A 14257-nucleotide genomic window follows, 5' to 3' on the forward strand; every position below is an offset into this window, starting at 1 on the left:
TGACAGACCCGGTCTACCCGGCACCGAAACGAACTTCGCTTTGTTCACGGACGACCAGATCACCGCCATCGCCGCAATCAGGCTCGCGCGCGCGCCGGGGCCACCGCTAACGTGCAGCCACGAGGCCATCGCCAGCACGCCCATGCCCCCGCCCCACACCGCGTCGATAAAGCTGACGTCGCCGATGCGCACCGCCACGCGCCACAGCAAGCCCATGCCGACCACGAGGATCGCCACGTTCATCAACAGGGCGTGGAGCAGCGCATCAGGCATCGGTAACCTCCGGCGGTTCGGTCAGCCCACGGCCGGGATGCTTCGGCGTGACCTTGCGGTAGACGTCGAAGATCTTGCGCATGTCGGCCTCGTAATCGCCAGATGGCCAGATGGCCGGGCCAAGTCCGCCGGTCTTGGTGCCATAGTCCATCATGCCCACGACCATCGGCACCTTCGCCTTCAGGGCGATGTGATAGAAGCCACTGCGCCACTGGCCGACTGCGCTGCGCGTGCCTTCGGGCGCGATGGTCAGCATGAAGCGGTCGCGGCGCGCAAACTCGGCGACCATGGCGTCGACGATGTTCTTGCGGGCCGAACGATCAATCGAAACCCCGCCCATGTCGCGCATGAAGCCGCCCAAGGGCCAGCGGAACAGGCTGTCCTTGGCCATGAAATGGGGCTTGAGGCCCAAGTCCTCGGTCAGCCCGATGAAGTAGAGGAAGTCCCAGTTGGAGGTATGCGGTGCGGCAATGATCACGCAGCGCCCATCCTCGGGCGGCGCGCCTACGGCCTTCCACCCCTGGCTACGGTAAAACCACACCAACAGCTTTCGCACCACGCGCGACAGCAGGCTCGGCCTGCGGTCCTCGATTGCCCCGTCCATCGTCTTCTCCCCGCCGGGAGACTAGCGCGGGAGCGGTGCCCTGTCTAACGCTCCCCTGAATCAGGCCAGGCAGCCATCCGGGGCGTCGACCGGCGCAGGAACAGACTCGGCAGTTTCACCAGCATCAGGGATTTGTGAATCCAGTAATCGGCCCAGCGCTCCTGCCATTTCGCCTTTTCCCGCCCCTGCGCATCGAGCCAGGCGGCATAAGGCATCCAGTGATCAGGCTCGTCCTTTTCGACCACCTCGAAGATGCGCTTCAACGCCTTGTCCGAACGGACGTGGCTGTTTTCCAGCAGGATCTCGACCTGCCGCATGCCCCGCTGTTCGGTCAGCATGATGCCCCGGCACAGCTTCTCGAATGCCTCGGGGCTGGCAATAACGCCCTGCGTGTCGAGCTCGTCGATCGTGCAGCCGAACACTTTCTGGATGAAGCGATCGATGTGCCCGCAAGTGGAATCGACGGCGAGCGGCATCCGCCCCTGCAATTCGAACCAGCGCCTGAACATCACGTAATGCTTGCGCTCGTCGGCGCGGTGTTTCTCGATGGCGGCAATGAAGGCAGGGTTATCCGGACAACGCACCCTTACCGCTTCGAGTACCCGGTCGAGCGAAGTGTAGCCCCGATGCTCGTTGTAGATGTAGATCGACGCGAAGACGTCGAGGAAACGAGCGCGGAAGCGAGCGTAGGGGTTTGCCACGAAACCATCATACGCTGGTGAGACCCTTGCGTTCCAGCCCCCAAAGCCTAGAGGGCAAGCATGGCCATCTTCACCAAGAACCCGAAGTTCGACTGGATCCTTCACTGTGGGTGGAAGGGCCTGTGCCCGAAGTGCGGCAAGGGGCCGATGTTCGCAGGCTGGCTGAAGCTGCAGAAGACCTGCCCGGAATGCGGGCTCGATTACCAGTTCGCCAACGCGGACGACGGTCCGGCCTTCTTCGCGCTGTGCATCACCGCTTTCCCGCTCACCTTCTTTGCGGTCTGGCTTGAAGTTGCCCATGCGCCGCCATGGTGGGTGCACGTGCTTACCTCCGTGCCGATCCTGGCAATCGGATGTCTTGCCACGCTCCGCCCGTTCAAGGGCTGGCTGGTGGCCTCGCAGTACGTGAACAAGGCGATCGAGGCAGGCACGGAGAACCTGTGGAACAAGCTCAACGCACGAGAGCGTGAGTCCGAATAGCACGGTACCGTGCCGGGCCGGCCGTGGGCTCTGCAATCTGGCGAGTTTGCCAAGCCTCTGTCACACTCCCGTAGCATTGCACTGCTTGGCATCTGACGGACCAAGTAACCGGAAGCATTTGTGAATCGCAGCCTTGCGGTTATTCCTGCTGCTTCGGAAGGGGGAACGCTAGCGTGGGATTCGGGCAAAGGAGGCTGGTGATCGCCGGGTTGCGGCCCGCCTTGCCGTCCCTGCATGACGTGCTGTGGTGGACCCTTGCCAGCCTCATCGCCGGGCTTGCCGCAGCGCTCTTCTGGGCGATTGTCACGCCCGTCTCGCCACTCGGCGATTGGACCCCGCGCAGCGTTCGCATGATGTCGCCCACTGCCCGTGCTGCACTTTTCGCCTCGGTCGATCCTTTCAACCGCACGCCCGCCGCTGCGGCGCAGGCAGAACAGTCGGGTGCGGTTACCTCGCTCGCGCTCACCCTGTTCGCCACGCGCGCTACGCCCGGTGGCGGCGGCACGGCGATCATTGCCGGGGGCGACGGCCTGCAGCAGGTCTATCGCGTCGGCGCCGAAGTGCAGCCTGGCGTCACGCTGGCGGCGGTCGCTTTCGATCACGTCGAATTGTCGCGAAATGGCGCCAGGGAACTGCTTTATCTCGACCAGTCCGGCCCTGCACCCAGCGCACAGGGCGTGGTCGCGGCGAACCCCGTAGCGGCCCCTCCCCCTGCCGCGCCCGGAGGCGGGGTCAGCGTTGCCGCCTTGCGCAGCGGGGTCAACTTCGGGCCGCGCGCCGAGGGCGGCAAGGTCGTGGGCGTGGAAGTCCTCTCGTCGGGTGACGGAGCGGCCTTCCGTGCCGCGGGCTTCCAGCCCGGCGATGTCATCACGGCGGTCGATGGCAAGCCAATCACCAGCGCGGCGGATGCTGCCGCGCTGTCCGGCGCCATTCGCGCCGGCACTTCAGTCGCGGTCACCGTGCGTCGCGGCGATCGCCAGCTTCCTCTTGCTATCACATTGGCCCCATGACCTTGCGCAAGCTCCTTAGCCCCAGAATGCTCCTCGGAGCCGCCGCGCTCGCCCTTGCCGTGCCGCAGGCCGCGCTGGCGCAATACACGCTCAACGTGCGCGAAGCCGACATTCGCGCCTTCGTGGCCGATGCCGCCGAAGTGACGGGCCGCACCTTCATCGTCGACAGCCGCGTGCAGGCCAAGATCAGCGTCGTTTCCGACCGGCCTCTCAGCCGCTCCGAATACTTCGAGGTCTTCCTCTCCACCTTGCGCGCCAACGGGCTGGTCGCTGTGCCGACCGGCAACGGCGCGTTCCGCATTCAGCCTGCCGAAGGGGCAGCCGCCAATCCCTCGCGCATCGGCAGCCGTGGCGCCGCGCTCAGCCAGATGGTCACCGAGGTCATCCGGCTGCGCGCCATCGACGCTGCGCAAGCGGTCGAGACCCTGCGCCCGCTGATCAGCAAGGAAGGCGCGATCACCGCGAACAAGGCAGGCAATTCGCTGGTCGTCGTCGATTACGCCGACAACATGCGCCGCATCCGCGCGCTGCTCGCCGATATCGACCGCGACAACGCCGCCACGCAGACCGTGATTCTCGATCATGCCGGCGCTCGTGAGATCGCCACGGCGTTGAGCCAGCTGGTCCCGGCAGGGGGCGAAGGCGCGCGTGCGCTGGCCACAGTCGTCGCGGTGGACAGCTCCAATGCCGTGCTGATGCGCGGTGAACCGGCAACGCTGGCAAAGCTTGCGGCCATGGCCCGCCAGCTCGACGCCCGGGCCGCGACCGGGGGCGAGATCAAGGTCGTCTGGCTCGACTACGCCGATTCCGCAGCGCTCGTGCCGGTTCTCGAACGCCTGCTCGGCGGCCAGGGCGGGGGCGAAGTGGCTTCGGCCAGCGCCGCGCCCGTATCCTTGGGCGGCGTCGGCGGCAGCCAGACCTCGAGCGCGGGCACGCAAGGCTCGACCGGACAGGCCGCTGCAACCGGCGGCAGCCAGACCAGTCCGATCGGCGCAACCTCGGGCGGGCTCGGCAATGGTCCGATCAAGCTTGCCAACGGGCGTGGGACGGCCACGATCACCCGCTATCCCGGTGCCAACGCGATCATCATCGCCGCGCCTGCCGATGACCAGCGCCGCATCGGCGAGGTGATCCGCCAGCTTGACGTGCCGCAGGAGCAGGTGCTGGTCGAAGCGATCATCGTCGAGATTTCGAACAACGTGGCGAAGGAACTCGGCGTCCAGCTGCTGTTCGGCGGCAAGGACAAGCCCTTTGCCGTGACCAACTTCTCCAACTCATCACCCAACATCATCGATATCGCGGGCGGGCTTCTGGCCGACAATCTCAACCAGACGACCACAGTGATCAATGGCGACACCGTCACGACGACAACCAACAGCACGGCCGGCGACCTGCTGCGCGAGAACGCAGCTACCAAGGCGCTTTCCGCAAGCGGTGCCTACACCGGCTTCCTTACAGAGCTGTCCAAGGACACTTACCTCGGTGCGCTGATCAACGCTGTGCAGACCGACAAGAACTCGAACATCCTGTCGACCCCGCACATCACCACCAACAACAACGTACCCGCCTCGATCCTCTTCGGGCAGGACGTGCCGATCACCACCGGCGAAGCGCTGTCGAACGGCAATTTCAACGATACCTTCCGCACCGTGCAGCGGCAGAACGTCGGCATCGAGCTGGACGTGACCCCGCAGATCAATGCCGGCAACATGGTAAGGCTCGATCTGCGCCAGGAAGTCAGCTCGATCGCAGGCACGGTCTCGAGCAAGTCGGACGAGCTCATCATCAACAAGCGCGAGATCAAGACCACCGTGACCGTGGGCGACCGCGAGATCGTCGCACTGGGCGGTTTGCTTGACGACAACGAGCAGCGCACGCTGCAGAAGGTGCCGCTGCTCGGCGACATTCCAGTGGTGGGAGAACTGTTCAAGTCGCGCGGGCGCAGCCGGGTCAAGACCAACCTGATGGTCTTCATCCGCCCGACCATCCTGCGCAATGCGGCCGACCGGGCGGCGCTTGCCGCGCGGCGATATGGCGTGGTCCGCCAGGCGCAGATCGATTTCAACGCCAAGCAGGAGCCGACAATCGACGAATTGATCGTCGACTACATGGGCGCAACGCTGCCGGCTGCGCCCTCCGCGCAAGTCGCGGCTGTCGCTCCGGGCGACACGCTGATCCGCCCGCGCGCCACGCCGGTTCCGCTTGAACAGACCGAACTTCCGCCGAGCAGCGCGCAGAACTGAACGATGGACAGCGTCAGGCCCATCGACGACACCGAGGAACCGCTGGTCGAGGCGGTGACCGTCGTTGAGCCAGCCGAGGCTTCGCCTCCGACGCTGCCCTATGCCTTTGCCCGCGATTGGGGGGCTCTGGTCGAAGCGGTTGACGCAGGGCGCGTCGTCGTGGCGCTGCGCGAAGGCGGCGATCCGCTCAGCCTGCTGGAAATCCGCAGCACCTTCGGCTTGCCGCTCGAACTGCATCGGGTCTCCCCTGCCGAATTCGAGAAGCTGCTCGCCGATGCCTATGCGATGGATGGCGCCGCCGCCGCCGTGGCCGGTGACATGGGCATTGCGGGTGACGGGCTCGATCCGCTCGCGCTGGGCCTGCCCACCGCCGAGGACCTGCTCGACAGTGCCGACGATGCCCCGGCCATTCGCCTCATCAACGGCCTGATCGCCGAGAGCCTGCGCCAGGGCGTGTCCGACATCCACATCGAGCCTTACGAGACCGCGCTGGTCGTGCGCATGCGCGTCGATGGTGTGTTGACCGAGAAACTGCGCATGCCGCCGCATGTCGCGCCGGTTCTGGTCAGTCGCATCAAGGTCATGGCCCGGCTCGACATTGCCGAGCGCCGCGTGCCGCAGGATGGCCGCATCTCGCTCAGCCTTGGCGGCAAGCTGGTCGACGTGCGCGTCTCCACCCTACCCAACCGCGCGGGCGAGCGCGTCGTCATGCGCCTGCTCGACAAGGAGAACGCGGGGATCGATCTCGCGGGGCTGGGTCTCGACGCCAAGGCCGGGGACACACTGCGCCGGGCCATAGCCGAACCTAACGGCATCGTCCTTGTCACCGGACCGACCGGCTCGGGCAAGACGACCACGCTCTATGCCGCATTGCGCGGGCTGAACGATGGCCAGCGCAACATCCTGACTGTGGAAGACCCTGTGGAATACGCTGTGGATGGCGTGGGGCAAACGCAGGTCAACGCAAAGGTTGGCCTCACCTTCGCTGCGGGCTTGCGCGCCATTCTGCGTCAGGACCCGGATGTGGTCATGGTCGGCGAAATCCGTGACCGCGAAACCGCCGACATCGCCGTGCAGGCCTCGCTCACCGGCCACCTCGTGCTGTCGACCGTCCACACCAACGATGCCGCAGGCGCGATCACGCGCATGCGCGACATGGGGGTCGAACCCTTCCTCCTCGCCTCCACCCTGCGCGCAGTCATTGCCCAGCGCCTTGTCCGCCGTCTCTGCCCGCATTGCCGCGAGGAGCGCGTGCTCGATCAGGGCATGGCCGAAGTGCTGGGCATGAAGGCGGGGCGGACGGTGTTCTCCGCCAAGGGCTGCGGCGAATGCAGCCAGACCGGCTATCAGGGCCGCGTCGGCGTGTTCGAAGCGCTGCGGGTGGACGACGCCATCCGCCAGATGATCCACGACAATGCGGATGAAGCAGCCATCGCCCGCCATGCCTTCGCGGATTCTCCCACTCTGGCCAAGGCCGTCCGGCGCATGGTCAAGGACGGCACCACCTCGCCCGAAGAGGCAGCCCGCATCATGCGGCGGGACGGCTGATGGCGCGCTTTGCCTATCACGCGATCGACCCCCAGGGGACGGAACGCCGCGGCGCGATCGAAGCGGCCAGCGACGCGGCAGCGCGTGACAAGCTGGTCGCGCGGGAATGGTTCGTCGTCAGCGTGCAGGCCGATGCCGCCATGTCGGCCCGTCGCGCCGCAACCACCACCTCCGGCCTTGCGCTGTTCGCCATCAAGCTTTCAGCCAAGCAGCTTGCCCTGTTCACCCGCCAGCTTTCCTCGCTGATGGTCGTCAGCCCGCTCGAGGAAACCCTGCGGACGATCGCCCGGCAGACCGAAAAGCCCAAGGCACAGTCCATCCTCTCCAACGTCCACGCCGGGATCGTCGAAGGCCTGCCGCTGGCCGAAGCCATGCGCCGCGAGGAGCCGAGCTTCCCGCCGATCTATCGCGCCATGATTGCCGCCGGCGAAAACTCCGGCAGTCTTCCCGCCATCGCCGACCGGCTGGCCGACATGCTGGAGCGGCAGGCACAGGTGCGCGGCAAGATCATCGCCGCGCTTGCCTATCCCATCGTGCTTTCGTTCGTCGCCATAGCGGTAGTGACCGGCCTGATGATCTCGGTCGTGCCGCGCGTGGTCGAACAGTTCGACAATGCCAGCCGCCAGTTGCCAGTGCTGACCCGCGTGGTCATCGGCATCTCGCAGTTCCTCAGCACGTGGTGGTGGGCGCTGCTTGCGCTGATCGCGCTGGCGATGGTCGGCTTCGTCCGCGCCTTGCGCAATCCCGCCTTCAAACTGCGCTTCGATGCCGCGCTCTTGCGCTTGCCCTTCGTCGGCAAGCTGATCCGCGATGTCCACGCCGCCAGCCTCGCGCGCACGCTGGCCACGATGATCGAGGCTCGCCTGCCGCTGGTCGATGGCCTGCGTCTGTCCACCCGCACCGTGTCGAACGCGGTCCAGGCGCAATCGCTCGCCCAGATCAGCGAGAAGGTCCGCGCCGGTGGCTCGCTCTCCACCGCCCTGCGCGAGGCGGGCACCTTTCCGCCACTGCTTGTCTACCTTGCTGCCAGCGGCGAGGCGGCGGGCCAGCTCGGCACCATGCTCGAACGCGCCGCAGACTATCTCGAACGCGAGTTCGAAGCTTTCACCGCCGCTGCCATGGCCTTGCTCGAACCCGCGATCATCGTGGTGATGGGCACAGCCGTCGCGCTGATCATCCTCGCCATCCTGCTGCCGATCCTGCAGCTCCAGAACCTCACCGGACTGTGATGACCATGACCGAAGCTACGCCTGCCCAGACGCCTGAGACCGAGGAAGAGCGCCGTCGCAACGGCTTCAGCCTTGTCGAACTGATGGTTGTCATCTTCATCATCGGCCTGCTGGCCACGGTGGTGCTGATCAACGTCCTGCCCAGTCAGGACAAGGCGATGGTGGTCAAGGCGCGCAGCGATATCGCCACGCTTGAGCAGGGTATGGAGATGTACCGCCTCGACATGGCCAGCTATCCCGGGCTCGCCGAAGGACTGGGCGCCCTGAAGTCCCCCCCCGCAAATCTGGCCCAGCCGCAGAACTATCGCTCCGGCGGCTACGTGAAGGACATCCCGAACGATCCCTGGGGCCGCCCCTACCAGTACCAGACGCCGGGTCGTGACGGCAGGCCGTTCGAGATCTTCTCCCTGGGCGCCGATGGTCAGCCCGGCGGCAGCGATCTGAACGCCGACATCTACGCCGGACAGAACTGACGCTCGCCCATGGCCTCCACCGGCTCCCCTCCTGCTGACGGTCTGATCCTGATCCTGCCGCCCACGCCGGGTGATCCCTGGCGCTGGCGCCGCGTGGACGAGGCTGGCGTCGGGCCGGAGGAATACTCGGCCGACCTGCCGATCCACGGTGCCGTCACCGTGCTTGTTCCCAGTTCCCTTGCCCCCGTCGTGGACAAGCCCCTGCCCGCAATGCCGGTGGCGCAGGCGCTTGCGGCTGAACGTCTCGCGCTCGCGCAAGGCGGCCTTGCCACGGAGCGCCACGTCGCAGTCGCCGCTGCGGAAGGCCGCCTGCTCTCCAGTCGCCTTTCCGCTTCCGATATGGATCATTGGCTGGCCACCTTGGCGCAGGCCGGAATCGATCCGCAAGCCATCGTCCCCGCAGCCCTCGTTCTTCCCCGGCAGGACGGGGCCCTGGTGCTTGGTGCCCTGGGCGATCAGCTGCTCGCCCGCACCCCGGCGGCCGCCTTTGCCGCAGAAGAAGCACTGATCGAAGCGCTGGGAGAAGGTCTGGACCAGACCGCGCTCGACGACGACGCCCTGACAGAACGGCTCGCCCAAATTCATGCCGTACCGCCGCTGAACCTGCGGCAAGGCGCCTATGCCCCGCGCCGCGTGTCGGTGTTCCGCACTGCCAACTGGATCGGCCTTGTCCGTATGGCCGCCGTGGCTGCCCTGCTCGCCCTGCTCCTGATGCTGGTGTGGATCGTGAAATGGAACCTCGACAGCAGCGCCGAGGAAGCCCGGGCCCTGAGCCTCGCGCAGAAGCGCTTTCCCGCTGCAACCGATCTCGACACGGCGGAGCGCATGCTCGCCGCAGAACTCGCCAAGCGCGGCGAAGGGGCTGCGAGCTTTGCCGCCCCGGCTGCCGCCGTTCTCGACGCGATGCGTCCGGTGCCCGGCGTGAAGCTGCGCGATCTGGGCTACGCCGCTGACGGAACCTTGCGCTTCACCGCCGCCGCGCCCCGCGCAGAGGACGTCAACGCCGTGCTGATCGCGCTGCAGAACAATGGCTGGAAAGTCACCGTTCCGCCTGCCCTTGCCCCCGACCCCACTGGCGCAACCGTCGCCGCCATCACCGTAAGGGCACCATGATGCAGCGCGTGTCCCTCTGGTACATCGGCCTGACCCAGCGCGAGCGCGTTCTGGTCGGCGTGGCCGGCGCGCTCGCCGCGGTGATCCTGCTGATCTACGGGATCGTGCTTCCTGTCGGCAACGCACTGGACGAGGCCGCCACCCGCCATCGCGAGGCGACCGAGCGGGCGGGCCGCATCACCGCTGGCATCGAGGCGCTCAAGCGTGCCCCCGCCGCCCGCGCCCCGGTGCTGGCAGGGCCGGTCGAACAGATCGCCGGGGCAAGTGCGCAGGAAGCCGGTTTCGTGGTGCAGTCGAACGAACGGCGCGGGTCCGACATGGCCGTTCTGGTCATCCCGACCGCGCGTCCTTCGGCCGTGCTTGCCTGGCTCGATGCACTGGGTGGTCAGGGGCTCGCGGTCGAACAGGTCACTCTTACTCCCGCCCCTGATGGCACGGTCTCGGTCAACGTCACGGTGCGAAAGGCGGCATCGTGATCGGGCGGTGGATCTTCATCCGCGGCGCTGCGATGGGCCGCCGTGGCTGGCTGGCGCTGGGCGCGTTGTTCGTGGCTGCCCTGCTCGTTCTGCTCCCGCTGCGGCTGGTGCTAGGCATGGCGCTGCCTGATTCGATCTCCGCTCGTAGCGTCGAGGGCAGCGTCTGGAGCGGGCGGATTGCCGATCTGAATGCAGGTCCACTGCCCCTCGGCACCGTCGATGCCGGGCTGGAGCCGCTGCCATTGCTGATTGGCCGCGCTCAGTTCGCCCTCTCGAGAGAAGGCTTTTCCGCGCGGATTGCACCGTCGCGCCTTACCGGCGCAAACGGCTCGGTACTCCTGCCCGATGGCCTCGGCGGCCTGCCCGTAACCTCGCTTGGCTTCGGCGATTTCTCGGTCGCCATGGCCAATGGCCAGTGCCGCGAGGCGCAAGGCACCCTCAGCCTGACTCTGGCTTCGCTTGGCCCGCTTCTGCCCGATGCGATGGTTGTCTCGGGCCAGGCACGTTGTGAAAAGGGTGCGCTGGTCGTACCGATGCGTGGAGCGCAGGGCATGGAACGCCTGACGCTCAAGCTCGGCGGGGACGGACGCTGGCGGGCAGACCTTGCGCTGGCAGGTCTGCCCCAGGAAACTGCCGATGCGCTGAAGTCCTCGGGGTTCGACACCCGTCCCGACGGTGTCGGCATCGTGACGGGCGGAACCTTCTGAGGCTCAGGCCGCAAGGCTCTCAGGCAAGCGTCTGCGTCAGGAACCAGGCCCGCTGTTCGGCCTGATCGGTCCAGTCGTCGGCCATGCCCTCGGTGGCATTGTCGCCCGCCTCGCTGGCCGCTTCCTTGACCGCACGGATCGCCTTGACCAGCGCCACGTTGTCGTCGCGCAAGGCCTTGACCATTTCCATCGCGTCAACCTTGCTGCGGTCGTCGTCCTTGATCGAAGCCTTGCCGGCAATGGCACCGATGCCGGTCAGGGTGTCGCCACCGTTCTTGCGCACGCGCTCGGCAATCACGTCGGTCAGCGCGAACAGTTCGGCGGCCTGTTCGTCAAACAGCAGGTGCAGTTCGCGGAACTGCGGGCCAGCCACGTGCCAGTGGTAGTTCTTGGTTTTGAGATAGAGCGTGAAATAATCGGCCAGCAGACCGTTCATGCTGTCGATCAGGGCCTTTTTCGCATTGTCGCCGGGCATGACATTCCCCTTTCGTGTCCGGGTGGATTGAGCCCCTTATACGCCATACCCACTGAAAGGTTTCATGCAATAATGCGGCAAGATTGATCGAATTCGTCAATCATGTTTGGCCCTTCACACTCCCTTTCAGCAGAAACAGTCCGGCCAGCGCGGAGATTATCGATCCGCCCAGAATACCCAGCTTCGCCTCTTCGACCAGCAGCGGGCTTTGCGGGAAAGCGAGGCTGGCGATGAAAAGGCTCATCGTGAAGCCGATCCCGCACAGCAGGGAGAGGCCCCAAAGCTGGCGAATCGTGGCGCCGGCCGGCCGCTTGGCGATACCCAGCTTTTCCGCTGCCACGATGCTGCCAAGGATGCCCACCTGCTTGCCGATCAGCAGGCCCGCGGCAATTGCAATCGGCAGCGCCAGCGGCCCTCCATCGATCGAGCCAAGCGCAACTCCGGCATTGGCCAGGCCGAACAGAGGCACGATCAGGAAGCCGTTGGGCGCGACGAGCGCATGTTCAAGCCGCAGCAGCGGGCTGTCATGCTCCTTGTTGAGCGCCAGTGGCACGGTCAACGCGGCGAGAACGCCGGCAATGGTTGCATGGACGCCCGAATGGAGCACAGCAAACCACAGCGCGACGGCCCCGAGGATATAGGGGATCAGCGAGCTGACCCCGGCGCGGTTCACGACCACCAGCGCCAGGAAGATGGCGGCAACAATGCCCAGCCACATGAGGTCCAGCCCGGTCGTGTAGAAAAACGCGATGACCAGAACCGCGCCAAGATCATCGACGATCGCCACGGTCAGCAGGAACAGCCGCAGCGACGATGGCAGTCCTTTTCCAGCCAGCGCCAGTACGCCGATGGCAAAGGCGATGTCGGTGGCGGAAGGAATCGCCCAGCCGCGATGCAGCGCCGGATCGCCACCGGCTATGCCCAGGTAGATCAGCGCGGGCACCACCATGCCGGCGACGGCTGCAATCACCGGCAGACGGCGGCGACTGGCACTCGAAAGCTCGCCGTCAAGGATCTCGCGCTTGATCTCCAGCCCGACGACAAAGAAGAACACCGCCATCAGCGCATCGTTGATCCACAGGTGCAACGTGTCGAGCTTGGGCACGGGCGTCCATGGCAACGTGTGGTGGAACAGCTCGTGCCAAGGATCAGCCAAGGGCGAATTGGCCAGGACAAGGGCAATCGCAGCACAGGTCATCAGAACTATGCCCGGTGCTGCCTCGCTGTGCGTCAGCTTGTGCAAAGCCCGCTTGCGCCCTGAATTTCCTGCCATTCTCGAATCATCCCGTGTTCACGAAACTCGGGCCTTGGCCCTAGCATTCCCCTTGTGCCGACGGGGGTCTGGCACGTCAAACAGGGGCAAGCTCTTGTCACCATGGCCGACCTATCCCGCGCTGCAATGGCTCGCGGTTGTCGAGCACGAATTGCTGCTGTTTGCCGCAATCTGGTTTGCGCTCTTCGCGATCGACGAACTGGCCGTGGACCTCGCGTGGCTGCGCCTGCGACTGACCGGCAAGCTGCGCACCGCGCGCCTCTCGCACCCCTGCAATGCAGAACTCAATGGCCTTGCCGTGGTTCTGGTTCCCGCATGGCTGGAATCGCGCGTGATCGGGCCGATGGTGCGCCATACCCTGCAAAGCTGGCCGCAGCGGAACTTGCGCCTCTACGTCGGCTGCTATCGCAATGACCTGGCCACCATTTCCGTGCTTGTCGCGCTGGCGCCCGATCCTCGCCTGCGGGTCGTCATCCATGATCGTGATGGCCCAACGACGAAGGCTGACTGCCTCAATCGCATCTATCGTGCGATCTGCGAGGACGAACGGCGCAGCGCCCAGCGCGTGCGCGCGCTGATACTCCACGATGCCGAGGACATGGTCCACCCCGCCGCGCTCACGCTGATGGACCGCGCGCTCGACCAGGCGGATTTCGTGCAACTCCCTGTCCGCCCGGAACCACAACGCGCAAGCCCGTGGATCGCGGGCCACTACTGCGACGAATTTGCCGAAGCTCACGCGCGCGACATGGTGGTCCGACACCACATCGGCGCTGCCCTGCCATCGGCAGGGGTGGGATGCGCCTTTTCGCGCCGGGCGATTGACCGCATCCTCATCGCCCGCTCCAGCACCGAGCCTTTTGCCGCCGAATGCCTGACCGAGGATTACGAATGCGGTCTCCTAGTCCATCAGACAGGCGGGCAGTCTGCATTCCTGCGCGTGCGCGACAGCTCTGGCGCGCTCGTCGCCACGCGGGAGTTCTTCCCGGCAGACCTCGTCGCATCGGTCCGGCAGAAGACGCGCTGGGTCCACGGTATCGCCTTTCAGGGCTGGGACCGACTGGGCTGGAAGTGCGCGCCCGGCGATATCTGGATGCGTCTGCGCGATCGCCGCGGGCCGCTGGTAGCGCTCGTCCTGGCCGCCGCATATCTCCTGATCATGCTGTGGCCAGTGGTCGTGCTCGCAAAAGCTGCGGGCCTGGCTGTCCCGGTCGACGATGGCCCGCTGCTCAGCGGCCTGCTTGCCTTCAACCTCGCCAGCCTGATCTGGCGGCTGATGATGCGCGCGCTCTTCACAGGGCGCGAGTACGGCCCCGCCGAAGCCTTGCGCGCAGTGTTCCGGTTTCCCGTGGGCAACATCATCGCCGTCCTCGCCGCGCGTCGCGCCATAACTGCCTACGTGCGGGTGCTGGCAGGCGGCGTTCTGCGCTGGGAACACACGGTCCATCACGTCCACGTCAGCCAGGCTCCCAAGCTTGACGCGGATCCGCAGCAGCGGCCTTTGCCGGTTGCGGCATGATGGCAGGTCCCGCGGCGACGCGGCGGGGCCAGCCCCTGCTCGCGCTCGCCCTCGTGCTTGTCGGCTGGATCGCCGGTCGCGCCTTGACCTTGCGGCACGATGCCCTGACTGAACCGCCCACTATCACCGCCAG

General features: G+C 66.0%; 15 protein-coding genes. 10 read left to right on the plus strand and 5 right to left on the minus strand.

Features of this window, described 5'->3' with window-relative positions:
- From AX703_RS06620 to AX703_RS06630, 3 genes are all read right to left on the minus strand, one after another.
- Positions 1-273 (minus strand): DUF1295 domain-containing protein (locus AX703_RS06620; RefSeq protein WP_231735406.1); only part of this gene is annotated, 273 nt, incomplete at its 3' end.
- A complete protein-coding gene (locus AX703_RS06625; RefSeq protein WP_062343368.1) occupies positions 266-877 on the minus strand; it encodes a lysophospholipid acyltransferase family protein in 612 nt (203 codons plus the stop codon). The genes AX703_RS06620 and AX703_RS06625, both read right to left, overlap by 8 nt.
- 44 nt (positions 878-921) lie before the next feature.
- Positions 922-1578, minus strand: a complete 657-nt coding sequence (locus AX703_RS06630) for a hypothetical protein (protein WP_062343369.1) — start codon at positions 1576-1578, stop codon at positions 922-924.
- Between the two features lie 60 nt (positions 1579-1638).
- Between AX703_RS06630 and AX703_RS06635 the strand changes: the two genes are divergently transcribed.
- From AX703_RS06635 to gspN, 9 genes are all read left to right on the plus strand, one after another.
- Complete coding sequence (locus tag AX703_RS06635; RefSeq protein WP_039333473.1) at positions 1639-2058, plus strand: DUF983 domain-containing protein; 420 nt, start codon at positions 1639-1641, stop codon at positions 2056-2058.
- 197 nt (positions 2059-2255) lie between these two features.
- Positions 2256-3068 carry a type II secretion system protein N gene (locus AX703_RS06640; protein ID WP_062343370.1) on the plus strand — a complete coding sequence of 271 codons (813 nt, stop codon included), beginning with the start codon at positions 2256-2258 and terminating at the stop codon, positions 3066-3068.
- A 26-nt stretch (positions 3069-3094) separates the two neighbouring features.
- A complete protein-coding gene (gene gspD, locus AX703_RS06645) occupies positions 3095-5311 on the plus strand; it encodes a type II secretion system secretin GspD (RefSeq protein ID WP_231735407.1) in 2217 nt (738 codons plus the stop codon).
- Positions 5312-5314: 3 nt separating this feature from the next.
- The gene (gene gspE / locus AX703_RS06650; protein ID WP_082734457.1) at positions 5315-6859 is read left to right on the plus strand and encodes a type II secretion system ATPase GspE; all 1545 of its coding nucleotides are present in this window, start codon (positions 5315-5317) and stop codon (positions 6857-6859) included.
- On the plus strand, positions 6859-8088 hold the full coding sequence (gspF, locus tag AX703_RS06655) for a type II secretion system inner membrane protein GspF (protein WP_062343371.1): 1230 nt from the start codon (positions 6859-6861) through the stop codon (positions 8086-8088). The genes gspE and gspF overlap by 1 nt, the downstream gene beginning before the upstream one ends.
- A 5-nt stretch (positions 8089-8093) precedes the next feature.
- Positions 8094-8561, plus strand: coding sequence for a type II secretion system major pseudopilin GspG (gene gspG / locus AX703_RS06660; RefSeq protein WP_062343378.1), 468 nt, complete (start codon positions 8094-8096; stop codon positions 8559-8561).
- Positions 8562-8570: 9 nt separating this feature from the next.
- A complete protein-coding gene (gspL, locus tag AX703_RS06665) occupies positions 8571-9674 on the plus strand; it encodes a type II secretion system protein GspL (protein WP_062343372.1) in 1104 nt (367 codons plus the stop codon).
- Entirely contained in the window at positions 9674-10150 is a 477-nt protein-coding gene (gspM, locus tag AX703_RS06670) for a type II secretion system protein GspM (RefSeq protein ID WP_197423633.1), read from the plus strand. The genes gspL and gspM overlap by 1 nt, the downstream gene beginning before the upstream one ends.
- Positions 10147-10857, plus strand: coding sequence for a type II secretion system protein N (gene gspN, locus AX703_RS06675; RefSeq protein WP_062343373.1), 711 nt, complete (start codon positions 10147-10149; stop codon positions 10855-10857). Before gspM ends, gspN begins: the two co-directional genes overlap by 4 nt.
- Before the next feature lie 19 nt (positions 10858-10876).
- Here the strand turns inward: gspN and AX703_RS06680 are convergent, their stop codons facing one another.
- Positions 10877-11332 carry a Dps family protein gene (locus AX703_RS06680; RefSeq protein ID WP_062343374.1) on the minus strand — a complete coding sequence of 152 codons (456 nt, stop codon included), beginning with the start codon at positions 11330-11332 and terminating at the stop codon, positions 10877-10879.
- 100 nt (positions 11333-11432) lie between these two features.
- Positions 11433-12605 carry a Na+/H+ antiporter NhaA gene (nhaA, locus tag AX703_RS06685; RefSeq protein WP_062343375.1) on the minus strand — a complete coding sequence of 391 codons (1173 nt, stop codon included), beginning with the start codon at positions 12603-12605 and terminating at the stop codon, positions 11433-11435.
- 94 nt (positions 12606-12699) lie between these two features.
- On the opposite strand from nhaA, the gene AX703_RS06690 reads away from it, so the two are divergent.
- Complete coding sequence (locus AX703_RS06690) at positions 12700-14124, plus strand: glycosyl transferase family protein (protein ID WP_062343376.1); 1425 nt, start codon at positions 12700-12702, stop codon at positions 14122-14124.
- Positions 14125-14257 lie beyond the last annotated feature (133 nt).

The organism is Novosphingobium sp. CCH12-A3 (genome assembly GCF_001556015.1).
GTDB classification, from domain to species: domain Bacteria; phylum Pseudomonadota; class Alphaproteobacteria; order Sphingomonadales; family Sphingomonadaceae; genus Novosphingobium; species Novosphingobium subterraneum.

Bases quoted from the DNA above. Each gene is read 5' to 3' on its own strand.
- gspF (WP_062343371.1), top strand. From the start codon at position 6,859: ATGGCGCGCTTTGCCTATCACGCGATCGACCCCCAGGGGACGGAACGC.
- AX703_RS06680 (WP_062343374.1), bottom strand. From the start codon at position 11,332: ATGCCCGGCGACAATGCGAAAAAGGCCCTGATCGACAGCATGAACGGT.
- gspL (WP_062343372.1), top strand. From the start codon at position 8,571: ATGGCCTCCACCGGCTCCCCTCCTGCTGACGGTCTGATCCTGATCCTG.
- gspG (WP_062343378.1), top strand. From the start codon at position 8,094: ATGACCGAAGCTACGCCTGCCCAGACGCCTGAGACCGAGGAAGAGCGC.
- AX703_RS06635 (WP_039333473.1), top strand. From the start codon at position 1,639: ATGGCCATCTTCACCAAGAACCCGAAGTTCGACTGGATCCTTCACTGT.
- gspD (WP_231735407.1), top strand. From the start codon at position 3,095: ATGCTCCTCGGAGCCGCCGCGCTCGCCCTTGCCGTGCCGCAGGCCGCG.
- nhaA (WP_062343375.1), bottom strand. From the start codon at position 12,605: ATGGCAGGAAATTCAGGGCGCAAGCGGGCTTTGCACAAGCTGACGCAC.
- gspE (WP_082734457.1), top strand. From the start codon at position 5,315: ATGGACAGCGTCAGGCCCATCGACGACACCGAGGAACCGCTGGTCGAG.
- gspM (WP_197423633.1), top strand. From the start codon at position 9,674: ATGCAGCGCGTGTCCCTCTGGTACATCGGCCTGACCCAGCGCGAGCGC.
- AX703_RS06625 (WP_062343368.1), bottom strand. From the start codon at position 877: ATGGACGGGGCAATCGAGGACCGCAGGCCGAGCCTGCTGTCGCGCGTG.